Genomic DNA, 23403 nt, shown 5'->3' with positions numbered 1-23403 from the left:
TCCAATGACAACAAAAAGGCCGCTGCCCACGCAGGCATCCGCCGACTGAGGACTTGCCCATGCGCCAGGATCACCAACAAGACTGCATCGAAGTGCTTATCGAAAAGGCCCGTGGCGGTCAGATCAATCGTCGCACCTTCATCCAGGCCATGGGCCTGCTGGCGGCCGTGCCTTTGGCGCTGCGCAGTGGCATCAGCTGGTCGGCGGACAAGCCGCTGGTGGTGGTCAACTGGGGTGGTGATGCCCTGAACGCGTTCCGTTCGGCGTGGACCGACACCTTCACCAAGAACACCGGAATCCAGGTGCGCATCGACGGTGCCGGCCCGACCGAGGGCGCGATCCGCTCGCAACTGGCCAGCGGCCAACCGAGCTGGGACGTGGTCGACGTCGAGAGCTACAGCGCCATCGTGCTGGGCCGTGAAAAGATCCTGCAACCGCTGGACTACAACACCATCAAGCGCGATCAGGTGGCCCCGGCGCTCAGTTCCGACTTCGGCATCGCCAGCTATCAGTTCAGCTACGTGATGGCCTGGGACAGCGAAAAATTCGGTGATAACGGGCCGAAGACCTGGGCCGATTTCTGGGACGTGAAGAAATTCCCCGGCAAGCGCACCTTGTACAAATGGATGAACGGGATGCTCGAAGCGGCCCTGCTCGCCGACGGCGTTGCGCCTGACCAGCTCTACCCGCTGGACGTGCCACGGGCGATGAAGAAGATCGACGAAATCAAGCCTCACGTGCTGTCGTTCTGGAGCTCGGGTGCCGAGAGCCAGCAGTTGATGGTCGACGGCGAAGTGTCGGTGGGGGCGATCTGGCACACCCGCGCCAAGCTGCTCAGCGAAGACACCGACAACCGCGTGCGCTGGAGCTTCGACAACGGCTTCATCAACTCCAGCAGCTGGGCGGTGCTCAACGGCAACCCGGGCGGCACGCAACCGACCATGCAGTTCATCCAGCAAGCCTTGCAGCCTGAAGGCCAGCTCAAATTGTTCGAAGCCCTGGGCAACGGTCCGTCGAACAGCGCCACCGAAAAACTGATGTCGCCCGAGCAGCTGGAAGCCAACTGCAGCTCCGAAGCCAACCTGAAAAAACAGATCGCCCTCAACGCCCAGTGGTACGCCGACAACTATTCCAAAGCCTTGGAAGAGTACCTGACGCGGTTGTCCAAGTGAGCCATCGACCATGACGACGACCCTGGTTTCAACCCTCACCGCCCCCAAGCCGCGCTTCAGCTCGCCGGGCCTGGAGCGCGGCCTGCTGCTGTTTCCACTGCCGGTGCTGTTGCTGGTCTTCTACGTGTTGCCGTTCCTCGGCGTGGTCGGCTGGAGCTTCTCGCTGCCCACTCCGGGCATCGAGCAGTACCAGCGCATCGCCACGGACCCGGCGATCCACGAGATGCTCTGGCGCACCTTGCGCCTGTGCCTGACGGTCAGTGGCCTGGCCTTGATGATCGGTTACCTGCTGGCGTACTGCTGGGTGTTCAGCCCGCCGTTCTGGCAGCGGGTGGTGGAGATCTGCATCTTCATCCCGTTCTGGATTTCCGTGCTGGTGCGCGCCTTCGGCTGGCTGATCGCCCTGCGCAGCAATGGCGTGCTCAACGACAGCCTGTTGGGCATGGGCCTGATCGATCAACCGCTGCAACTGAGCCGCAATGAAATCGGCGTGGTCATCGGCATGCTCCACGTGATGATCCCGTACGCCGTGTTCCCGCTGCTGTCGACCATGCGCCAACTCGATCAGCGCGTACTCATGGCCTCCCGCGGCCTGGGTGCCGGTGCCTTGCGCACCTTCTGGCAAGTGCTGCTGCCGCAGACCCTGCCGGGCATCCTGGGCGCGTTCATCATGGTCTTCGTGTTCTGCCTGGGCTTCTTCATCACGCCGGTGCTGTTGGGTGGCGGGCAAACGGTGATGATCGCCGAGTACGTGTTCCTGCAGATGTTCCAGACCAGCAACTGGGGCCTGGGGGCGGCGCTGAGCGTGGTGCTGCTGGCCCTGGTCAGTGCATTGATCTGGGTGCTGTTGAAAATGACCCGCGTGAACCGACTGGTAGGCTGAGATCACTATGAATACCCATCGTACAAGCCTGAGTACCCGCCTGCTGGCCGTGGTCGCCATGGCCTTCATGCTGTTCCCGCTGCTGACGGTCATCCCGGTGTCGTTCACCAGCAAGCGCTTCCTGTCGATGCCGCAGGGCAACTGGTCGCTGCGTCACTATGAAGCGCTGGTGAGCAACCCGGACTGGTTCCATGCCATCAGCCAAAGCCTGACCATCGCCTTCGCCACGAGCATTATTGCGACCGTACTGGCCGCCAGCTTCAGCCTGGGCATCTGGTACATGCGCTCAAAATGGGCCACGGCGCTGATCGGCCTGGTGCTGTTGCCGATGGCGATCCCGCCGGTGATTTCCGCGCTGGTGCTGTACTTCATGGAAACCAAGCTCGGTCGTTTTGCGCCGGGCATGGGCTACGACACCCTGACCGGGGTGGTGATCGCCCATGTGATCATGGTGGTGCCGTACGGCGTGGTGACCATGCTGGTTGCCCTTAGCCAGATCGACCGACGCATCGAACTGGCCTCGCGCAACCTCGGCGCCAGCCTGATGCAGACCACCTTCATGGTGATCCTGCCGAACCTCAAGCTGGGCCTGGCCTCCACCGCCCTGCTGGGTTTCGCCCTGTCGTGGGAAGAAGTGGCGGTGACGCTGTTCATCACCAGCGTCAACGTCGACACCCTGCCCAAGCGGATCTGGAGCGGGTTGCGCGATAACGTTGATCCGAGTGTGGCGGCGATTTCGGTGTTGTTGATCAGCCTGACCTTGCTGGTGCTGATGGGGCGGTTGGTAGTTCAGCATCTGGTGGATAAACGCGCGCGAAAATTGCTGCATCCGTGAAGGAAAATCTGATCGGCTAGCAAAAAAACTTTAAAAACTGTCAACTTTTACAGTATCGCTTTCCAGAAAACACGCGCTCAATGCTCCATGACTACAGAGACTTAATACAGTCAGTCAAAAAAGACTTTTGCCGTGTTTTTCATGGAGAAAGAGCATGCTTGATACTACGATCGTAGGATTTATCCGGCGCATTTCAGCAACAGCGCTGGTTTTGTCGCTCTCGACGCTGCTAAGCGCGTGCATGAACACTTCATCACCGGACACAAAAGAGCCGCGGAACTGGGTAATCGAAAATGTAGCCGGCAAGAGCACCGCAGAGTTGTATGCGGACTTAATTGCCCCGGGCGTATACAAGCAGTCGAGTTCGAAGGAAATTGATGGTTACACCGTTGAGAGCGGCAACTTAAAAATGCCGGATGAATCCACCGGTTCTTTGGTGGCGGTAAGATCCAAGGATGGCAGTTTGACTGCAATCGTCGAAAAACCCGGTGAGAGCGGATTGTTGGTCATTAACAGCAATGGTGAGACTCGCTTTACGCCTTCCCCGACTCTGGATTATTCGCTACCCGACACGGTGAAGGATAATACGACTACAAAAGCTGGAGCAACAAACCCTTCGGTGATGCAAGGCCCTTATGTCATTGATATGTTAATCGGATATTCGCGTGATGCCGTTTCCTCTGTCGGCGGCAATGCCCATGCCAATGCTTTAGCTCAAATAGAAAGCGTAAATTTGGCATTACGCAACTCACTAATTACTAACATATCGATAGAATTAGTTGGCATAGAAATAGTAGAGAAAAACTATCCAGTTAACCTTGAAACATATCAGGCGCTACCACAAATATTCTCTACTGGTATTGCAACGCACAAACCAGACTTAGTATATGGTATGTTTAATTATGAGGACAGCGGCGCTGGTGGCTACGGCGAGTTGGCAGGAAGATTTGCTATGGGACTTGCATGGGGTGCAGCGGTATTTCGCCACGAAGTAGGCCATAACGCCGGAGGGCTACATTGTGTAGCTCAAGGCGGTGCTCCTGTTCCTTATGGTTATGGACACAACAACGGCAAAACTACCACCGCGCAATGCGGCAATGCAAACCCATACTACTCAACCCCCGCTGTCCGCGATGCCCACGGTTTGCTTATAGGCGACGCAGCCACCGCCGATATGGCGCGAGTGTGGAGGGAGAATGCGCAGCGGTTGTCATCTTACACAGCTCGAACTCCTAAAAATTTTCGACTTACTGGCTCAACGGCTTTCACTGCTACATTTTCTTGGGACCCATCGCCTGATGCTGTCGGGTATAACATTTACTACACCTCTCCAACAACTCAAAATCCGGTTAAAGCTGGCAGCACAGCTAATCCAACCTATACAGCGAGCGTAATGTCCAATAGAACTATGTATTATGCCAAAGCAGTTGGCAGTCTGGGGATTGAATCTGAACTGAGCAATGGTGCTACGAAGTGACCACTCTCAACCCGGACATCAACGCAACTTATTAAGCAGATTCCAGTATTTCCTCATCCGACCTGGGCATCTGTCGGTGAAGGCGATTTCGTACGAAGTCGTTTTCACCGTCGCCTACATTCCATAACGGCTATCATCCCCGCACATTTTTTGTGGTAGCCCTCAGCCAGATCGACCGACGAATAGAACTGGCCTCGCGCAACCTCGGCGCCAGCCTGATGCAGACCACCTTCATGGTGATCCTGCCGAACCTCAAACTGGGCCTGGCCTCCACCGCCCTGCTGGGTTTCGCCCTGTCGTGGGAAGAAGTGGCGGTGACGCTGTTCATCACCAGCGTCAACGTCGACACCCTGCCCAAGCGGATCTGGAGCGGGTTGCGCGATAACGTTGATCCGAGTGTGGCGGCGATTTCGGTTCTGCTGATTTCGCTGACCCTGTTGGTGCTGGTCGGGCGGTTGGTGGCTCAACACTTGGCGGATAAACGCGCGCAGAAACTATTGCATCCGTAACCACGCCACCGAACGTAAAGCCCCGCTTCGTGATGAACGCGGGGCTTTTTTGTGCTGGTTTACGCCGGACCTGTAGGAGCCCGGCTTGCCGGCGAAGGCGCCCTAAAGACCGGCGCAATGTTCGAGGGCGCCTTCGCCGGCAAGCCGGGCTCCTGCAAGGTGATGCGTCTGGGGATTTTGTCCGTTGGCCCGTTGGGCCGTGACAACCGCGTCCCGGTCCAATAGATTAGTCGGCCTGAAAAAGCCTCCGGGCTTTCTCGCCTCTATTCAAGTTCAAAGAAGTAGTGAAATTTCAATGTCCGATTCCAACACCGCTGAATCCGTAGTCACCTTGTCGTCCAAAGCGGAATACGAAAACTCCATCAATCTTTCACAGCATGTGCCACAGGCCAAGACCATCAGCGAGATGGTCCTGGACGCTTTCCAGTCCACCCGCGAAAGCGAGCAGATCCGCGAGCTGCGCGCCGCGATCCGCCAGGCCCACGACAGCTTCGACGACGACAAGGCCTACGAACTGATGGGTGAACTCAAGCAACTCAAGGACGCCGAGGCCGCCGACATCGCCGCCCTCGAAGACCTGAGCAGCAAGTTCCCGATCAGCCGCATCCTGTCCAGCTTCAAGGACGACCCGGCGTTCCAGGAAATCGTCTACGGCCTGGCCCTGAAGGTGCTGAACCAGACCCACCAGGCCATCAGCAATCCGAGCGGCGGCAAGAGCAAAGCCGCCAAGGCGAAAAAAGAACTCGAAGTGTTCACCATCAGCAAGGACGGCATCAGCGTCACCTTGCCGTTGCGCACCCCGCGCTCGCGCCTGAACGTCGACCGCGAAGCCCTGGAGTTCCTCGGTTTCACGTTCGTTGGCGAAGGCGAGGAAGCGGAACTGCAAAGCGAAACGTTCCTGGACAACAGCGGGACCGAACAGGCGATCAACCGCAAGAACATCATCACCGCGCTGCAACAACAGACCGCCTTCGATGGCTTCACTATCGCCGCGCAGTAACACGCCCCCGCCCCGAATGCTTCGCTAGTTCAAGCATCCCCCAAGCCCCGCCCTCGTGCGGGGCTTTTTATTGCCTGCGATTCAGGCAAGTCCGCGACTACTGTTCCAGTATCAAAACAACATCACACTTCCCTTAACCCTTGAGCACCATGGGTCCGCCTGCGGGGAGCGTCAACTCACTGTCCAGATCAGGACCTCAGTGGTGCAACTGCTGAGGCCTGTATGAACACACTTCCCCTGTACCGTCAGTTAGCCAACCACTACCTCGACGCGATCCGCAGCGGCACCTTGAAAACCGGCGAGCGCTTTCCCTCCATCCGCCTGATGATGGAAAAGCACGCCGTCAGCCTGTCGACTGCAGTGCAGGTGTGCCGGGAGCTGGAGGGCCAGGGTGTGCTGGAGGCGCGCCCGCGCTCGGGCAACTACATCCGCCAGCCCGATACCCCGCCCCGCCCCATTCCCCTGGCGGTGCCGGATGCCGGTGCGTATGCGGGCATTCACCAACAGGTGTCGTCGGTGCTCAAGGCCAGCCAGCGAGCGACCATCAAGGTCAATTTCGCCAGCCCCTACTGCGCGCCGCAACTCTACCCGCTGAAAATCCTCCAGGATCACATGGCCAAGGCATTGCGCCAGGATCAGCAGTTGCTGGGAAGGACCGGGCCAACCTGCGGCAACCTGGCCCTGCGTAACATCCTCGCCCGCCGGGCCTTGACCTGCAAAACCCACCTGAGCGCAGAGCAGATCGTGATCACCAACGGCGCATCAGAGGCACTGAACCTGGCCCTGCGCGCCGTCACCCAACCGGGTGATACCGTCGCCGTCGAGTCGCCGACTTTCCACGGCCTGCTGCAGATTCTCGAAAGCCTGAGCCTGCGCGTGCGGGAGGTGCCGGCGACGGCGCACTGCGGAATCAATCTGATTGCCCTGGAGCAGATGCTGCGCGGCCCCGAGCGGATCCACGCCTTGATTGTCATGCCCAATCTGCAAAACCCGCTGGGCAGCATCATGCCCGACTCGCACAAGGCACGACTGGTGCAGCTGTGCGCCGAACACGGCACGGTGCTGATCGAAGACGACACCTATGGTGACCTGGTGGACACCGAGCAACCTCTGTCCACGCTCAAACACTGGGATCGCAGCGATAACCTGATTTACTGCGCCTCCCTGAACAAAACCCTCGCACCGGGCGTGCGCCTGGGCTGGATCAGCGCCGGCCGGTGGCATGACCGCGTGGAGATGCTCAAGCACAGTCAATCGAGGGGGTGCGAGACGCTGTCGCAGTTGGCGGTCAGTGCGTTCATGAAGACCCCGTCCTACGAACGTTACCTGCGGCGGCTGAGGAAGACCCTCATGCAGCAGCGCCAGCAGATCAGCAGCGCCATCCTGCACCACTTCCCCCAGGGCACTCGCGTCACTGCACCTAGGGGCGGCACGCTGCTATGGGTGGAACTGCCACCCGGGTACTCGTCGATGCGTTTGTTCCACGAGGCGTTGAAGTGGGGGATACAGATTTTGCCTGGGGATATCTTTTCCAATACCGCAGGGTTTGCGCATTGCCTGAGAATAGGCTGTGGCACGCCATTTTCGCCGCAGATCGAGCAGGCGTTGGCAACGCTGGGCCAGCTACTTGACCCGCGATGATCAGGTCCTGAAATGTAGCGCGTTGCAAGCCGCTCCAGTTCAATCACTGGAGCGGCTCATCGGCCATTTGTCAGTGGCCTGTGCAAATGTATTCGCTGAAAAATATCTGTGCGGCCCCTACAGGGGCCTGTTTCAGATTGGGTTTTGGTGCAGGCAAATAATATGCGGATCGTCATTCCAATGCGGAAAACGTTCGGCTATCAGGGGGTCGTGACCGGGGATGACGTGGTCTTCACTGTCGGCCAGGCGATCGATTTCACTGAACGCTTCAAGCGATTGCGCCAGGTCATCGATGATCGGAAACGGGCTGCGCTCGCGGATGTTCACCCACAAGTGCGCAGCGTCCGACGCCAGCACGATCCAGCCCCGTTCGGTGTTCACCCGCACCACCTGGCTGCCCGGTGTGTGACCGCCCACGGCGTGCAGTGTCACCCCGGGCAGCACCTCGACCGTGCCGTTGTGCAAACGCATCCTTCCTTCGAACAGCGGCGGCAACGCCGACATCACATCCTCGACCTCGTAGGTCTTGTTCACCGTGTGATGGCTCATCTTCGGCCCGGTGCAGAAGCGCAATTCCGCTTCCTGCAAATGCACCGTGGCCTTGGGAAACAGCCCCAGGTTGCCGGCGTGGTCCCAGTGCAGGTGCGTGAGGATCAGGTGCTCGACCTGCGCCGGATCGATGTCCAGTTGCCGCAGGGAATCTTCCGGCAGGCGATACATCTGCCGGTTGCGTCGGTCCGCCGTGGCCGGTTGAAAACAGGTGTCGACCACGATCACCTGGTGCTCGTTGCGAATGACCCAGAAGTAATAGTCCAGCGGCATCGGCGCATTCGGGTCGCCACAGCAGGCGTCGTAGAGGAAGTTCTCCCGGGCGGTGCGCTGCGCGTTGGCGCCGACACGGATGGCGAACACTTCGTACATGGGAATGGTCATGGACACCTCCGGGTTCAGGCGGCTGCGGTGGCTTTGAGGGTCGGACGAAAATCGAAGTCGATCTGCTCGCTGATGCCCAGGTCGTGTGCCAGCTTATGCAGGCCACTGTAGTCGCGCATGATCGTCGCGTTCCGGTTGCTCTCGCGGGTGTCGGTAATGATCGACCCGGCGTCCTCGACCCCGAGCTGCGTGAGGATCGCCTCCCACATCGAGTAGTCCTGGGCGATGAAAGCACTCAACGCCACCGACAGGTTGCGGGCGAAAAATTCCCGCTGGACCGGCTGCATGTTGGCGTACATCACCTTGGCCACTTCGGCCAGCACCTTGCTGTGGGCGTATTCGTCGCGGTTGTGCAGTTCGGCCACGCGGCGATTTTGCGGCTGGATGGTCTGGTCGTCCGCCAGCAGGTCGAGATAGGCATTGACGCTGATCTCGGCCACCACCGCGAAGGTGATCGCCGCCAGGTCCCGCTGCCATGGCTCGGACAATTCCTCGCGCAGGGCCTTGAGGCGCAGGTACGTCACCGATGGCGGCAACTGCAGATCCTGGTCCAGTGCGCGATCCAGCTTGGTCCGCTCGATGGCCCGCAGGTGCATGAGGGTGTGGTAGTGCTCGTCGATCAGGGTCTGCTGCATCGCTTCGCGAAAATGCCAGTCGTCCTTGCCCAGGTACTGGTTGGCGAGGACGCTCAGCGCCGGGTTCACCACATGCTCCTCGGCGGTAACGGTGCGCAGGTTGTAGCCGATCCAGCCCCAGGTCACCACCTTGCTTTTGAGCTCGTCGCCCAAGGCCTGGAATTTCGGATGATGGAAAAACGGCACCATGCACTCCGGGTAATCCGGGCGTGCCGGGTCGAACACTTCGTTGATCTGGGCCTTGTCCGGCGAACACACCGCGGCACGTTTGGTCCAGGCCTGATTGAGCCGTACGATCAGTTGATGATCGACCTGGGCGATCTCGATTGCTGTTTGCATGACGCGATACCTGTAGAACGCGTACCCCTGGGGGTACGCGGAAAAAAGAAGGGCGACGGAAAAATCAGGCCAGCCAGTAGCGGGTCAGGTTGCGCGCCGGGTCAGTGTATCGGCTGCGGGCATGAATCATTCGCCAGTTATCCCAAATCAGCATGCATCCGTCGGGAATCAGCACCGGGATGTTGTGTTCGACGAAGTACGCTTCGCCGAGCACGGCAAACCTGGCCAGCGGCGAGTCGTTGTTGTTGACCTGTGATTGCTGCAAGGCTTCCTTCGACGGATTCACATCGCCGTAGTGAAACTGGTTGTAGCTGAAGCGGAAAATATCGCCTTCCTCGGTGGGTGTCAGGATGTATTCCCTGACCCGGGTTTGCGCCGGTTCACCGGGCTTGGCCGTGGCGACGAACTCCACCGGCGTGTCGTCGAGCCACTCGCGCAGTTCCGGCTCGGATTGCTCAAGCGACTTCAAGAATGCGTAGCCGTCCACCAGCCCCGTGTGACCGCCACCGCAGGTCGCCTGTTGATGGCAGTGCAGCGCCAGGTAACGCGGCGGCGGGCCGTACACCGGCGCTTCGGTGTGCGGGCCGATGCCGTTCATGCTTTGGGAGTACGGCAAGTCCTCGTAGCCCGGCTTGCGGGTGATGGCGAACGCCATCTGGCCATTGAACTGCGGAATGATCGGGCCGAACTCATGCAGTGTTCCGGCTACATCGTGGGCAAATTCCCCCGGGGTCAGCACAGTCCAGCCACGATTCGACAACTCTTCATGGCGATGGCCCAGCGAAACATAAGGTTTGGACGCAACAATCCCTTGGTTTGACATGGTGAGTTTCCTGGCGGTTTATCAGGCGTTTACGGTTGAGGTGTAAGCGGCAATCAATTCACTGCAGGCGCTGCCCGGTCGGTATCGCTGTTCATCGATGCTTTGTACCGGGGTGATTTCGGCGGCAGTGCCGGTGAGAAAACACTCGTCGAAGTCGCCCAGTTCCGCGGGCAGGATCGTGCGTTCGATAACCTGGTAGTCCCGCGCCCGGGCCAGTTCGATGACGGTCTGGCGGGTAATGCCGTCGAGGAAGCAATCAGGCACCGGCGTATGCAAGGTCCGTCCCTTGGCGAAGAACACGTTGGCGCTGGTGGCTTCGGCGACATGGCCGCGCCAGTCGAGCATCAAGGCGTCGTGATAGCCGTTGTTTTCGGCGTCGTGCTTGCTCAGGGTGGCGATCTGGTAATGCCCCGACGCCTTGGCTTCGAAAGGGCTGCTGCTGGGCGGCGGACGGCGCCAGGTGGCAGTCTTCAGGCGGATGCCGGCCATGCGCGCCGCCGGGTCGAAATAGCTCGGCCATTGCCAGCAGGCGATCGCCACATGCACGCGATTGAACCGCGCCGACGTGGAAATCATCTCGCTGCCGCGCCAGGCCACCGGTCGCAAATAGCCGTCGACCACCTGGTTGCGTTGCAGCAATTGCTGGCTGGCCGCTTCCAGCTCGGCGGGTTCGAACGGGATGGCGAAATCCATCAGCTGCGCCGAGCGATACAAGCGCTCGGTGTGTTCGCGCAGTTTGAAGATCTTGCCGTTGTACACGCGCTCGCCCTCGTACACCGTGCTTGCGTAATGCAAGCCGTGGGTCAGCACATGCAGGCGCGCCTGGGACCACTCGACGAACTCGCCATCGAGCCAGATCAATCCTTCGCGCTGATCAAACGGGATACCGCTCATGTCCTTGTCTCCCCAGTCATCAAAGTGTCGGCCTAGGCCGTTTGCAGCAGGACCGGTATCAACTCCGGCGCGGGTGCCAGCAAACGCTCAGGCTCGGTCTGAAAGAAAAAACCGCGTTCGCCGAAGGCCGGGCGCAGTTCGTCGAACCAGGTCGCCTGCGGGTCGAAGCGCGCATAGAAGGTTCGCAATACCCACTGCGGGTCCCGGGCCTGGAGGAACTGCAGCACGAAGACTTTTTCCCCGGCGACGGTCTCGATGCCGTTGATCAAGACCTTGCCGTAGAAGGTGCTCATCGATGGCCCGCGCACCGTTCGCGCCAGCCCCGACACCGTGCGGTAGGCCGCCTGGAAGATCTCGAACGCCCGGGCCAGCGGCATCGCGAAGTAGTGGCTGGGGCCGGTGTCGCGCTCGACGAACATGTAATAGGGCACCGCCCCGAGCCGTACGCCTTCGGTCCAGAGGTCCGCCCAATCGGCGGGGTTTTCGTTGATATGGCGGATCACCGGCGCCTGCATGCGCAGGGTCGCGCCCGTTGCGCGAATGCGTTCGACGGCCTGTCGGGCGATGTCCTGGCGAATCTCCACCGGGTGGTTGTAGTGACCCATGATCGACAGGTTCTTACCCGCCGCGACGATCCGCCGGAACAGCTCTAGCAACTCGTCTGCGTCCTTGTCGCTGACAAACCGCTGCGGCCAGTACGCCACCGATTTGGTGCCGATGCGGATGCTCTTGAGATGCGCCAGCTCCAGCAGCGGCTCGATGTACCCTGCCAGCGATCGGGTGTTCATGATCAGTGGATCACCACCGGTGATCAGTACGTCGGTCACTTCCGTGTGCACGCGCAGGTAGCTCAGCAGTTCCTGGGATTCCCGCGCGTTGAACTTGAGCTCCTCCTCGCCGATGAACTGCGCCCAGCGAAAACAGAAGGTGCAGTACGCATGACAGGTCTGACCTGCACCGGGGAAGAACAGCACGGTCTCGCGGTACTTATGCTGGATTCCCGGCAGGACCTTTCCATCGAGGGTCGCGCCGTTGTGCGTCAGCTGCCCGGCAGGATGGGGGTTCATGCGCAGCCAGATCGCCTCGATCCGCCGCTTGATCGCAGCGGCGTCATCCTGCTCGATCAGGTGCTTGAGCGAGGCATATTCATCGGCCAGCAACATGTCCCTGTGGGGAAAGGTCATACGGAAGATCGGATCGTCCGGGATGTTGTTCCAGTCGATCAGCGTCCCCAGCACGTATTCGTTGGTACGAAACGGCATGACCCGGGCCACGACCGTCATGGCTTCCTGCAGCTCAGGCGTCAGCCTGTGCCAATACGCTGTGTCGCGAATGGTGCGAGCGTTATAGGGTTTGTAGCGTTCGTGCTCCGACAGTCCTTGCATGGCAGCGCTCCTGGTGATTGCCCTGACAGTCGCCTTAAACAACAGCCGGTGCGATGGCCGGCGCTTTGCGCTCTATGTCCATCCATGCCCGAACGCTGTCGCGATCCCACTGGCGACGGACATACGCCGCGAGTCGCGCCGGGACTGGATCGCCATTGGCAACCAGCCGGTTGAGCATGATCGCCAAGTCCGTGTCGGCAATGCTCCAGTCGCCGAAGAGGTGCTCGGCGCCCTCCTCCAGCAAGCGCTCGGCGACGAAAAACAGGCGCTCGACCGCGGCCTTGGCATCGTCGGATAGCGGCACGTCTTTCTTGCCGAAGTACACCAGGTCAAACGGGCGCTCTTTGCGGATCACCAGCAAATCGCTACGCAGCCAGGCCTGGAGTTGACGGGCCCGGGCGCGCTGCTGGAGGTCCTGGGGGAAAAGCCTTGCATGCCCTGGCGCGAGCTCCTCCAGGTATTCGGCGATGGCGGAAGATTCCGACAGTGCAAAGCCTGCGTGAACTAATGTGGGAATCTTGCAGGTCAGCGAAATATCACGATACTTCGCCTGATAGTTCTCTCTTGCCTTTAAATCCAACGTAACAAGCTCAAATGAAAGTTGCTTCTCCTTGAGTGCCACAAACGCCGACATCGCAAAAGCGCTGACAAAATCCGCGCCAACATAGAGTTTAATCCTGTTGTTTTCCATGGAACGCTCCCTTGCACTAAGTACATTAATCCGTTGCATTCGAGGCGATCGTAGTAAGTTGACCAGGCGCTGAACAGATACAGAAAATATCCGTTTGCATCGATACAGAAGATTCGAAAATGCGAATCGCCAAGGGCTCATCGAGGGCACGGCAGAAACGAAAAAAGGGAGTCCGCAAACGCGGACTCCCCGGTGTGAAACGGAGGGGAATTTACAGCTGGCGGGGGATCAGGCCGACGTTGTCGGTGCAATTGGCGAGCAGCAGCGCCTGGGGCATGTTGCTGATATTGAGCATGGCCAGCGGCTCGGTGGCGCTGGTGTTGACGAAGCCGTGGCGGGTCCAGGCCGGCACCAGCAGCACGTCCCCGCTGCCGACGCCCACGGCCTCGGCATCGCCCAGGGTCAAGGTGCCGTTGCCGCTCTGGATGATGAACAGGTGCCACCACGCATGCTCATGGCCATGGAGCTGCGTACCCGGTGTCAACCATTGCATGGAGACGGCCATTCCGGGCGTCAACGAGCAGCCATCGAGGCTGTTGTCGTGGGCCAGCGCGACAATATCGACATCGCTGGCCTCAAGGCTCTGACGTATACCTGTAAGTTCAACATCCGTCCAAACCCGTGGTTTAATCGGCTGGCGAACCAGACTTTGGCGGAAGTCCTTATAGGAAAAGAATGCACCCTGAACGCTATTCATGTTCGGCTTCCAACTTATTCTGCAGAGTTGAGTCACTCGACCTTAGGCGAACAATTAAGCGCTGTAAAGTCGAACAACTCAAACTTATAACGCAGAGGGTCGCAACGCCACGATCATGTCCACTTCCACTGCCGCGTTTTTCGGCAATTGATAAACACCGACGGTCGTGCGTGTATGTTTGCCAGCATCGCCCAGTACATGACTGAACACATCCGAGGCGCCGTTGGCCACTTCGCTGAGGTCGACAAAATCCGCCGTGGATTTCACATACACTGAGATTCTTATCAGCGACTTGATCTTGTCCAGCGAACCGATGGCGTCGACGATCAACGCCAACCCGCGCATCGCGCAGAGGCTGGCGGCCGCTTGTGCGTCCGCCATGTCGAGGTCCAGGCCGACCCGCCCGGGGTATTGGATCTTGCCGTTCACCCGCGGCACCATGCCGCTGATATACAACTCGTCGTGGTGGCGGATCAGCGGCGCGTAATGCCCGCCTGCGCTGTTTTCACCGTAGATGTCGTAGTCGAATTCCTTCGCCAGCGCGATGAAGCGCTCGTCACAAGTCATGTGCTCAATCATTTGCCGAACCTCTTGATCAATACTGCAAAAAACATCGATCCCTGACACTCAACACGACACCCTTGCGGAGGGCGCCAGGCTGGTGATCCCGATCCTTGACTCAACGGCCTCGGCCAAGCGCAACAGGTCATTGCTAAGCTGCGCGTAGTCTTCGTTGAACAACACGATGTGGCCGATAAACGAGAAGTTGTCTTTCACCAGGGCGCTGACCGATTCGCCGATGCGCTTGCTCACCACCGACTCCAGCAGCTCGATGCCCAGCGAGTGGGCCAGGGCCTGGATGTCCGGCACATCTCGCAGGATGCCGCCCGTGGTCGCCCGCAACAGGCGTATGCCGCAGTAGCCCCGGGGCACCGGTTCCTGGCTCTCGACCTGGCCTTCCACGGCCCAGCGGACCCAACGCTCCCACGGGTCGAAATCGACGAACGCCTGGCGCGCCAGGTCCCAGATGTGCATGCCACCAGGGCGCATGTTGGTTTCAACGGCCGAGGTGCGATGATTGGCCCTGTAGAACACTTCGTTGTGCCAGGCACCGTTGTCCTGGGAAACCAGCCCCGCCATGTGCTGGCCGGCAGCTAACAGTCGAGCCTGCACCTCAGGCGCCAACGGTGCGGGCACCACTTGCTGGATCTCGGCGCGGTAGGCACCGTCGGTGGTGGTTTTTTCGGTGATCCAGGTGCTTCCGGCGACAGAGTCCCAGCTGTATTCCCGGGCGTTCTGGATCAGTTCCTCGAGCACGATGCCGCCCTCGCGGTAGGGCTTGAGCGCATGCCACGCCTCGTCGCATTCAGACGGGTGACGGATAACGCGACAGCCTCGGCTGGCACCTTCGCAGGCTGGCTTGATGAACGCCTTGCCACCCAGTTCGATCACACGCTGGCGCAGTTCCGGCAGGCTGTCGATACGGCTGGAAACCACCGGCCGGTAGTCTTCGGGCGCCGCGGTGGCCGCCGCTTCGAGCTGGCGGAAAATCTGTTTGTCCAAGCCTGCCCGAGCCTCGGCGGGAGAAATGCCAGGCAAGCCGAAATGACTGGCCAGCGCCGCACCGAGCAACACGCCACGGTCAGAAAACGGCAGCACGCCAATCAGCTTCCAGCGATCGGCCTTCAGGCACCCCACCACCAACTCAAGGGAGGCCGCCACGTCCTGCTCGGCCAAGGACGTGCTGCAGACGTGATCCGCCACCTGGTCGTCATGGGGCTGGACCTGCTCGACCAGCAGGATCAGCCTGGCGTCGTACAGCGACTTGCACAGATCGCGCAGCTTCTGGATATCGTGAACCCGACTGCCGTTGTACCCCACCACTACTACGCATGAAGTCGTATTCATAAAGCCCCCGACTTGCAAAATGAAAACCGAAACTACGCTGACTCAGTCATGCAACGACGCGATCGATCGGCGGTTGAGCCAGTACCAGACCAGGATCCCGCCAGCGCCGATGGCCGCCAGCACCAGCGCGTTATAGGGCGGTGGCGCGACCCGCATGATCAACACGGTCAACCCTGCGCCGACGCCCAGGGACACTTCCTTGACGAACATGTTGTTCTGCTTGACCGAGAAGTAATCGAGGTGACTGAAGGCGCACTCGGCGATGGACAGCAGCGCCACCCAGACCAGCGCGCCGACCAGGGTGTCGACGTGGAACGCGGCAGGCGAAGACAGCACGGCAAAACCGCCGACGATGATCGCGATCACAGTCAGCACTTTGAAGCGCCCGGTGCTCTCGATCAGCTTCATGACCGGTACTTGCGCGAACACCACCACGCCGCTATTGAGGATCAGCATCAGGCCATACCAGGCCGGCAGCTCGCCGGTCTTCAGCAGGATCGCCTGGGGCAGGATCGAGAACACGCCGAACAGCTTGATGCCCATGATGACGCCGGCGATGACCCAAGGCAGCTTGTTGCGCCAGCCGCTGCCGTCCTGGCTGGCGGGACGGGCAACCACGGGGTCGCAGGTGAAAGTGGCGCCCATGGCGATCGGCAGGCACAACAGGACGAAACCTGCGGCGCCGAGGAAAAACAGGGTCGGGGTCAGCAGCGGCGACAGCAGGATCAACCCCGCCAGCAGGCTGCCCATGTTCATGGCGACGCGGTTGTAGGCGGCGCCCTCCTTGGTCTGGGCCGCTTCGCTCTTGATCAGGTAGCCGGCAATCGCAATGCCGTAGGCAAACAACGCCGCGGCAAACATGACCACACCCTGGTTGCTGGTGACCGCCAGCAACACCAGCCCGAGGGCGGCGCACAGCAGCGTGACGCTCAAGGAGCGGCGACCGAGGACCAGCAACGTCAACGGCAACAGCAGCAACAAGGCCCGATAACCCAGGGCCAGGATGCTGTTGGTGGCGGTATCGAGCCAGACGTTGGCCTTGCCCAGCACCGCGAACAGCGACACGGCGGTGATGATCCGGATGGTGAACAACCGCAGGTTGATCACCGGCTTGGCCGCGACGACCGTTGTTTCGACACTCATGCAACACCTCACGAACCTGGCATCGATCGACCGCCATAGGTCAACCATCCAGAAAGTCTGTAAAGCGATGTTAGAAAGAGATGCTTGTCTTGATCAGAGCAAGTTCGTATAGAATCGAACGAACTTTACTGCCGGAGAGACCAGTAAAATGCAGGCTCAGCGAGCAGTGATCGCCGCTATCGAGTTCCAGCCGGGTGTGCCGCTGGTGCAGCAGATCGTCGATCAGTTGACGGTGGCGATCAGCAAGGGCGGCCTGCCCCACGGCTCGAGGCTGCCACCGATTCGCGAACTCTCCGACCTGATGCACGTGGGCAAGTCCACGGTGGTGGACGCCCTCGACCGCTTGCGCGCCAAGGGGCTGGTGGTGTCACGCCAGGGCTCGGGGCATTACGTGCACCGTTCCAACACCAGCGTCCAGAGCAACGCCGGCCCCGACCTGCTGCCCCAGGACACACTCAGCGTGGTCCGCCGCGCGGTGCTGCTGGACAATGGCGCGCTGCGCCCGGGGGCCGGTTTCCTGCCGTCTTCGTGGCTGCCTGCCGAAGAATTGCTCAAGGCCGTGCGGGGCACCCTTCGCGCAACCACCCTGCGCATGGGCGAATATGGCAACGCCAGCGGTTACCTGCCACTGCGCCAGGCATTGCGGGTGAAAATGGCGACCCTGGGCATCGAAGCGCCGGTCGAGCAGATCATCACCACCGCCAACACCGTACAGGCCATCGACATGCTGATGCGCCTGCTGGTCAAACCCGGCGACACGGTGCTGCTCGATGACCCTTGCTACTTCACCATGCACACCAACCTGGCCTGGCACGGCGCCAAGGTCATCACCATCCGCCGCGATTGCGACGGCATGGACCTGGATGCCCTGGAGCAGTTGCTGATCGCCCACCGTCCCGTGCTCTACATGACCAACAATGCCCTGCACAACCCGACCGGGCACTCGTTCACCTCGGCGCAGGTCTACCGCTTGCTGGAGTTGAGCCATCGCTACAATTTCCACATCCTCGAAGACGACCTGTACTGCGACATGCAGCAACGCCGCACCCCACGCCTGGCCGCGAGCGGGCTGGACAACGTCTCCTACGTCTCGGGATTCTCCAAGACCCTGACCGCCAACAGCCGCGTCAGCTTCGCGGTGCTGTCACCACAACTGGCAGCGCGGATGGTGACCCTGAAAATGGCCTGCGGTGGCATGACCTCGGAAATGGCCGAACAGATCATCTGCACCATGCTCAGCGACGGCAGCTACGCCAAACACATGCGCCGCACCGTGGACCGCCTCTACGAGTCGAACAGCCGGGTGGCGGCGTGGCTGGGCGAAGCCGGGTGTTCGGTGTCTTCGCTGCCTGGCGAAGGGCTGTATATCTGGACGCGATTGCCCGACGGATTCGACGCCGAAACCCTGGCCCGGAAGGGTCTGGAAATCGACCTGGTGCTGGCGCCGGGAACCATGCTCAGCAAGGCGGCGGATGGCAACCGGTTTCTGCGCTTCAACGTGGCGCACAGTGATCACGTGCAGGTGCGGGAGCGGTTTTTCCGGTTGCTGGACATGCCGCACAAATAACCTCCCACCACCAATCCCTGTGGGAGCGAGCCTGCTCGCGAAGGGGCCGTCACATCCAGCATCAATATTGCCTGGCACATCGCTTTCGCGAGCAGGCTCGCTCCCACAGGGACTGCGGCGCCCGACCCCATCCCGGCCAGCACATAGCCACGATTGTGCAATCCGATATCCACACGTTAACTTCGACCCGTCGCTGCCAATTCAGCGACCGGGCCTGAGAACTCGAACTAGATACAGGAACAATTGGAGTTCTCTTTATGCATGCCCGCAATCCGTTCAAAATTAATTCTCTTGCACTTAGCACCTCGCGATCAGCAGGAGGTGAAGCCCAATGACCAATCCCCAAGACCTCAAAACCATCGGCCTCACCCCCTTCTCCTATCACGCCAACGAACCGCTTTTCCGCATCAACGCCGGTGTCCCGGTCACCTCCGCCCTCTCCCACGCCTCAGACCTGCTCCACCTCGCCAAACTACTGGCCTCAGACGCAGCTATGGTCCGCCACTGCGACCGACACGCCTGGGCCTCGCATTTCCTGCAGGACATGAGCAAGGCAATCATCGACGACGTGGTGAAGGTGCTCGATGCACCGTGTAACAACCGCGCGTAAATGAAAAAGCCCCGCGTTTCTTTTGAATACGGGGCTTTCCGATCACAGACAGGCGCACTAACCCCTTTTATTGGGTCTGACTGCTCGCTTTTTCTTTAGCGGGCCAAGAAAATCTTAAGACTTTGAGGTTTCCTCAATTTTTTCTTAAGTGGACCGATATCGAATCCGCCTGTTAGTCCGCGTCGCGGCCATCGCGAGCAGGCTCACTCCTACAGGGATCGGTGTTGCATTCAACATTGGCGACAACGCATTTCCAATGTAGGAGTGAGCCTGCTCGCGATGGTGGCACCTCGGTCCACCAGAAAACACCCAACAAAAAGCCCCGCTCTTCTCTCGAAGGCGGGGCTTTTCGATGCGGCGTCCAAACCTTAAGGCGCGTACGTCAGCAACAGCTCGGTCGGCACTTTGAAGTCCAGGGACATCATCACGCTCAACGCGGTAATGGTGAAGATCGAGAACACGAACAGCTTGCGTGCCCAGACCGTGTCATCCACTGCCTTGTAGCCGGTCCAGGCCATGTACAACCAGTACATGCCCATGGCCGCGGCGACGGCGAGGTAGCTCATGCCGGCGTAGCCGCTGAAGGTCAGCATCAAGGTCGCCACGAGGAAGGCCAGGATGTAGATCAGGATGTGCTTCTTGGCCACCTGGATTCCGCGCTTCACTGGCAGCACCGGGATCGATGCGGCCAGATAATCGTTGAAGCGGAAGATCGCGATGGCGTAGGAATGCGGCATCTGCCACAGGCTGAACATCACCAGCAGGGTCAGCGCGGCCATGTCGAAGGTGTTGCTCACCGCGACGTAGCCGATCACCGGCGGCATGGCGCCCGACAGACTGCCCACCAGCGTGCCGTGAACCGACTTGCGCTTGAGGTACAGGCTGTAGAAGCCGACGTAGATCACGAAGCCGATGACTGCGAACAGGGCGGCCAACGGGTTGGCCACCTTGTACAACAGCGCAACGCCGGCGACACCCAGGACGGTCGCATAGATCAGGGCCAGTTTCAGGGAGATGAGGCCCTGGACCAGCACACGGTTCTTGGTGCGTTCCATCTTCAGGTCGATGTCGCGGTCGATGCAGTTGTTGAACACGCAACCGGAGGCAACCACCAGGGACGTGCCGATCATGGCGGCCAGGAAGATGGCCAGATCGACATGCCCTTTGGAGGCCAGGAAAAATCCGCCTGCCACAGAAAGCACGTTACCGAAAATGATCCCCGGTTTGGTGATTTGGATAAAGTGCTTGAGGGACATGCGGACTTACCTCACTTCGCCATCATGAACGTGTGGATGCTGAACATGATCCACAGCGACAGGCCAACCAGCAGGACGATCACGATCGCGGCGAACACAAACGCAATCACGTTGTTACGCTGCGCGGCCGAACGGTCCAGGTGCAGGAAGTACACCAGGTGCACCAGCACCTGGACGATCGCGAACGCGAGGACGATCAACAGGGTGATCGACTTCGGCAGCGTCGGGTACATCACCAGGCCGAATGGAATGGCGGTCAGGATCACCGACAGGATGAAACCGATGGCGTACGACTTGTAGCTGCCGTGACCGGCATCGTCGTGGCCATGAGAATGTGCATTAGCCATTTACATAGTCCCCATCAGGTAAACAACGGTGAATACACAGATCCACACGACGTCCAGGAAGTGCCAGAACAGGCTCAGGCAGCTCAGGCGGGTCTTGTTGGTCGATGTCAGGCCATGCTTGTTGACCTGGTACATCATGATCGCCATCCAGATCAGACCGCTGGTCACGTGCAGACCGTGGGTGCCGACCAGGGTGAAGAACCCGGACAGGAAGCCGCTGCGGCTAGGGCCGTAGCCTTCGGAGATCAGCAGGTGGAACTCGTTGACCTCCATGCCGATGAAGCCCAGGCCGAACAGGAAGGTCATGGCCAACCAGCCCAGGACCTGCTTCTTGTTGCCACGGTAGAACGCCAGCATGGCGAAGCCGTAGGTGATCGAACTGAACAGCAGCAGAGCGGTTTCGCCCAGTACGTATGGCAGTTCGAAGATGTCGTGGCCCGACGGGCCACCCGCTACGTTGTTAACCAGTACCGCGTACACCGCGAAGATCGACGCAAACAGAATGCAGTCGGTCATCAGGTAGAGCCAGAAACCGTATACGGTCATCTCGCCCGAGTCGTGGTGGTGGTCATCGTGCCCATGGTCACCATGGGCGTGTCCAACATTGGTCACTAAGTTCGACATGGTTTAAGCCTGTTCCAACGAGGTTTCAACACGGGTGGCGGTGGCCGGGATTTTCCCTGCCGCTACCAGACGCTTGTGCTGCTCGGCTTCGATGCGCTCGATCACGTCGACCGGCACCATATAGCCTTGATCATCACGGGCGGCGTGGATCGCGAAATAGATCACGGTACCGGCCAGGCTAGCGATGGCCAGCCACCAGATGTGCCAGATCATTGCGAAACCGAACACGGTCAGCAGAGCACCCATGACCACACCGGTAGCGGTGTTGTTTGGCATGTGGATCGGCTCGTACTTGGCCGGAACCTTGTACGCAGTGCCGTTTTCCTTGGCTTCGGTGAACGGGTCGACGCAGTCGGCTTTCGGCAGAACGGCGAAGTTGTAGAACGGAGGTGGCGACGAGGTCGACCATTCCAGCGTGTGGGCATTCCACGGGTCACCGTGTTCGCACATGTTCTCTGGCTTCTTGCGGTCACGCACACTGACGTACAGCTGGATCAGTTGGCAGGCGATACCGACGGCGATCATCACCGCACCGAACATGGCGACGTACAGGTACGGCACCCACTCAGGGTTGGTGGTGGCGTTCAGACGACGGGTCATGCCCATGAAGCCCAGTGCATAGAGCGGCATGAATGCGACGAAGAAGCCCGAGATCCAGAACCAGAACGCTGCCTTGCCCCAACCTTCGTGCAGCTTGAAGCCGAACGCTTTAGGGAAGTAGAAAGCGAAACCTGCGATGTAGCCGAATACCGCGCCGCCGATGATCACGTTATGGAAGTGCGCGATCACGAACAGGCTGTTGTGCAGAACGAAGTCAGCACCTGGGATGGCCAGCAGTACGCCGGTCATGCCGCCGATGGCGAAGGTCACCATGAAGCCCAGGGTCCACAGCACCTGGCTGGTGAAACGCAGACGGCCCTGGTAGATGGTGAACAGCCAGTTAAACAGTTTCACACCCGTCGGGATGGAAATCAGCATCGTCGCCAGACCGAAGAAGGCGTTGACGCTGGCACCCGAACCCATGGTGAAGAAGTGGTGCAGCCAAACCATGAAGCCCAGTACCGAGATCGCGCCCGAAGCGTAGATCATCGACTTGTGGCCAAACAGTTTCTTGCCGGTGAACGCCGAGATGACTTCCGAGAACACGCCGAATGCCGGCAGGATCAGGATGTAAACCTCAGGGTGGCCCCAGGCCCAGAACAGGTTGACGTACATCATTGGATTGCCACCAAGTTCATTGGTGAAAATGTGGAAATCCATGTAACGGTCAAGCGTCAGCAGTGCCAGGGTAGCGGTCAGGATCGGGAACGAAGCCACGATCAGGACGTTGGCCCAGGTGCAGGTCCAGGTGAAGATCGGCATGTCCATCAGCTTCATGCCAGGGGTACGCATTTTCAGCACGGTGGCCAGGAAGTTGACCCCCGTCAGCGTCGTACCCAGGCCGGATAGCTGTAGCGCCCAGATGTAGTAATCCATCCCCACGCCCGGGCTGTATTGCAGGCCCGACAGCGGCGGATAGGCAACCCAACCGGTCTTGGCGAATTCGCCGACGCCCAGGGACAGGTTGATCAGCACTACGCCGGAAACCAGCAGCCAGAAGCTCAGGGAGTTCAGGAACGGGAAGGCAACGTCACGCGCGCCGATCTGCAGCGGCACTGCAAGGTTCATCAGGCCGGTGAAGAATGGCATCGCCATGAAGATGATCATGATCACACCGTGGGCGGTGAAGATCTGGTCATAGTGTTCAGGTGGCAGGTAGCCAGGCGAACCCTCGGTGGCCATGGCCAGCTGGGTACGCATCATGATGGCGTCGGCAAAGCCGCGCAGCAGCATGACCATGGCGACGATGATGTACATCACGCCGATTTTCTTGTGGTCGACCGACGTCAGCCACTCGGTCCACAGATAGGTCCACTTCTTGAAATAAGTGATACCCGCGAACAGTGCCAGACCACCGAGCGCGATCATGGCGATGGTCACCATCACGATCGGCTCGTGGAACGGCACCGCTTCCCAACTTAATTTACCAAACAT

22 protein-coding genes and 1 pseudogene are annotated in these 23403 nt (G+C 59.8%); 9 read left to right on the top strand and 14 right to left on the bottom strand.

The window, feature by feature from the left end; genetic code table 11:
• Nucleotides 1-59 precede the first annotated feature (59 nt).
• The 7 genes and pseudogenes from HFK74_RS25015 (at nt 60) to HFK74_RS24985 (ending at nt 7517) form a co-directional block, all read left to right on the top strand.
• Nucleotides 60-1172, top strand: coding sequence for an ABC transporter substrate-binding protein (locus HFK74_RS25015; RefSeq protein ID WP_180205816.1), 1113 nt, complete (start codon nt 60-62; stop codon nt 1170-1172).
• Between the two features lie 10 nt (nt 1173-1182).
• Nucleotides 1183-2055: an ABC transporter permease gene (locus HFK74_RS25010; RefSeq protein ID WP_180205815.1), complete on the top strand. Its 873-nt coding sequence runs from the start codon at nt 1183-1185 to the stop codon at nt 2053-2055.
• Between the two features lie 7 nt (nt 2056-2062).
• On the top strand, nt 2063-2890 hold the full coding sequence (locus HFK74_RS25005) for an ABC transporter permease (protein ID WP_180205814.1): 828 nt from the start codon (nt 2063-2065) through the stop codon (nt 2888-2890).
• 154 nt (nt 2891-3044) lie between these two features.
• The gene (locus tag HFK74_RS25000) at nt 3045-4367 is read left to right on the top strand and encodes a M12 family metallo-peptidase (protein WP_180205813.1); all 1323 of its coding nucleotides are present in this window, start codon (nt 3045-3047) and stop codon (nt 4365-4367) included.
• A gap of 155 nt (nt 4368-4522) precedes the next feature.
• Nucleotides 4523-4876, top strand: a pseudogene (locus HFK74_RS24995) (ABC transporter permease); the annotation flags it as partial.
• 295 nt (nt 4877-5171) lie between these two features.
• On the top strand, nt 5172-5876 hold the full coding sequence (locus HFK74_RS24990; protein ID WP_180205812.1) for a hypothetical protein: 705 nt from the start codon (nt 5172-5174) through the stop codon (nt 5874-5876).
• Nucleotides 5877-6098: 222 nt separating this feature from the next.
• The gene (locus tag HFK74_RS24985) at nt 6099-7517 is read left to right on the top strand and encodes a PLP-dependent aminotransferase family protein (RefSeq protein ID WP_180205811.1); all 1419 of its coding nucleotides are present in this window, start codon (nt 6099-6101) and stop codon (nt 7515-7517) included.
• 132 nt (nt 7518-7649) lie between these two features.
• On the opposite strand, the gene HFK74_RS24980 is transcribed toward HFK74_RS24985, so the two are convergent.
• The 10 genes from HFK74_RS24980 to HFK74_RS24935 all read right to left on the bottom strand — a co-directional run bounded on the left by HFK74_RS24980 (nt 7650) and on the right by HFK74_RS24935 (nt 16965).
• Nucleotides 7650-8450, bottom strand: a complete 801-nt coding sequence (locus HFK74_RS24980; RefSeq protein WP_180205810.1) for an N-acyl homoserine lactonase family protein — start codon at nt 8448-8450, stop codon at nt 7650-7652.
• A gap of 14 nt (nt 8451-8464) precedes the next feature.
• Nucleotides 8465-9424 carry a diiron oxygenase gene (locus HFK74_RS24975; RefSeq protein ID WP_180205809.1) on the bottom strand — a complete coding sequence of 320 codons (960 nt, stop codon included), beginning with the start codon at nt 9422-9424 and terminating at the stop codon, nt 8465-8467.
• A gap of 64 nt (nt 9425-9488) precedes the next feature.
• Nucleotides 9489-10247, bottom strand: a complete 759-nt coding sequence (locus HFK74_RS24970; RefSeq protein WP_180205808.1) for a TauD/TfdA family dioxygenase — start codon at nt 10245-10247, stop codon at nt 9489-9491.
• 21 nt (nt 10248-10268) lie between these two features.
• Nucleotides 10269-11141, bottom strand: a complete 873-nt coding sequence (locus HFK74_RS24965) for a branched-chain amino acid aminotransferase (RefSeq protein WP_180205807.1) — start codon at nt 11139-11141, stop codon at nt 10269-10271.
• Nucleotides 11142-11173: 32 nt separating this feature from the next.
• The gene (locus tag HFK74_RS24960) at nt 11174-12526 is read right to left on the bottom strand and encodes a KamA family radical SAM protein (protein ID WP_180205806.1); all 1353 of its coding nucleotides are present in this window, start codon (nt 12524-12526) and stop codon (nt 11174-11176) included.
• Between the two features lie 34 nt (nt 12527-12560).
• On the bottom strand, nt 12561-13217 hold the full coding sequence (gene yfcF, locus HFK74_RS24955; RefSeq protein ID WP_180205805.1) for a glutathione transferase: 657 nt from the start codon (nt 13215-13217) through the stop codon (nt 12561-12563).
• Between the two features lie 211 nt (nt 13218-13428).
• Entirely contained in the window at nt 13429-13914 is a 486-nt protein-coding gene (locus tag HFK74_RS24950) for a cupin domain-containing protein (protein ID WP_180205804.1), read from the bottom strand.
• Nucleotides 13915-13998: 84 nt separating this feature from the next.
• Nucleotides 13999-14493, bottom strand: coding sequence for a RidA family protein (locus HFK74_RS24945; RefSeq protein WP_008060558.1), 495 nt, complete (start codon nt 14491-14493; stop codon nt 13999-14001).
• Nucleotides 14494-14541: 48 nt separating this feature from the next.
• Nucleotides 14542-15822: an acetyl-CoA carboxylase biotin carboxylase subunit family protein gene (locus tag HFK74_RS24940; protein WP_180205803.1), complete on the bottom strand. Its 1281-nt coding sequence runs from the start codon at nt 15820-15822 to the stop codon at nt 14542-14544.
• Nucleotides 15823-15864: 42 nt separating this feature from the next.
• A complete protein-coding gene (locus HFK74_RS24935; protein WP_180205802.1) occupies nt 15865-16965 on the bottom strand; it encodes a hypothetical protein in 1101 nt (366 codons plus the stop codon).
• A 148-nt stretch (nt 16966-17113) separates the two neighbouring features.
• Between HFK74_RS24935 and HFK74_RS24930 the strand changes: the two genes are divergently transcribed.
• Both HFK74_RS24930 and HFK74_RS24925 read left to right on the top strand, forming a co-directional pair.
• Complete coding sequence (locus tag HFK74_RS24930; protein ID WP_180205801.1) at nt 17114-18532, top strand: PLP-dependent aminotransferase family protein; 1419 nt, start codon at nt 17114-17116, stop codon at nt 18530-18532.
• 331 nt (nt 18533-18863) lie between these two features.
• A complete protein-coding gene (locus HFK74_RS24925; protein WP_180205800.1) occupies nt 18864-19142 on the top strand; it encodes a DUF3077 domain-containing protein in 279 nt (92 codons plus the stop codon).
• A gap of 368 nt (nt 19143-19510) precedes the next feature.
• On the opposite strand, the gene cyoE is transcribed toward HFK74_RS24925, so the two are convergent.
• From cyoE to cyoB, 4 genes are read right to left on the bottom strand one after another with little or no spacing between them, the layout of a single operon-like run.
• Nucleotides 19511-20398, bottom strand: a complete 888-nt coding sequence (cyoE, locus tag HFK74_RS24920; protein WP_007986830.1) for a heme o synthase — start codon at nt 20396-20398, stop codon at nt 19511-19513.
• Nucleotides 20399-20409: 11 nt separating this feature from the next.
• The gene (gene cyoD / locus HFK74_RS24915) at nt 20410-20745 is read right to left on the bottom strand and encodes a cytochrome o ubiquinol oxidase subunit IV (RefSeq protein ID WP_008060551.1); all 336 of its coding nucleotides are present in this window, start codon (nt 20743-20745) and stop codon (nt 20410-20412) included.
• Nucleotides 20746-21369, bottom strand: coding sequence for a cytochrome o ubiquinol oxidase subunit III (locus HFK74_RS24910; protein WP_008060550.1), 624 nt, complete (start codon nt 21367-21369; stop codon nt 20746-20748).
• 3 nt (nt 21370-21372) lie between these two features.
• A complete protein-coding gene (cyoB, locus tag HFK74_RS24905) occupies nt 21373-23403 on the bottom strand; it encodes a cytochrome o ubiquinol oxidase subunit I (RefSeq protein ID WP_180205799.1) in 2031 nt (676 codons plus the stop codon).

Origin of the sequence: Pseudomonas sp. SbOxS1, assembly GCF_013416725.1 — a bacterium.
In the GTDB taxonomy this organism is placed as follows: Bacteria; Pseudomonadota; Gammaproteobacteria; order Pseudomonadales; family Pseudomonadaceae; genus Aquipseudomonas.
The sequence above is the reverse complement of the archived record's forward strand: the minus strand, read 5'-3'. Positions and strand labels throughout refer to the sequence as shown.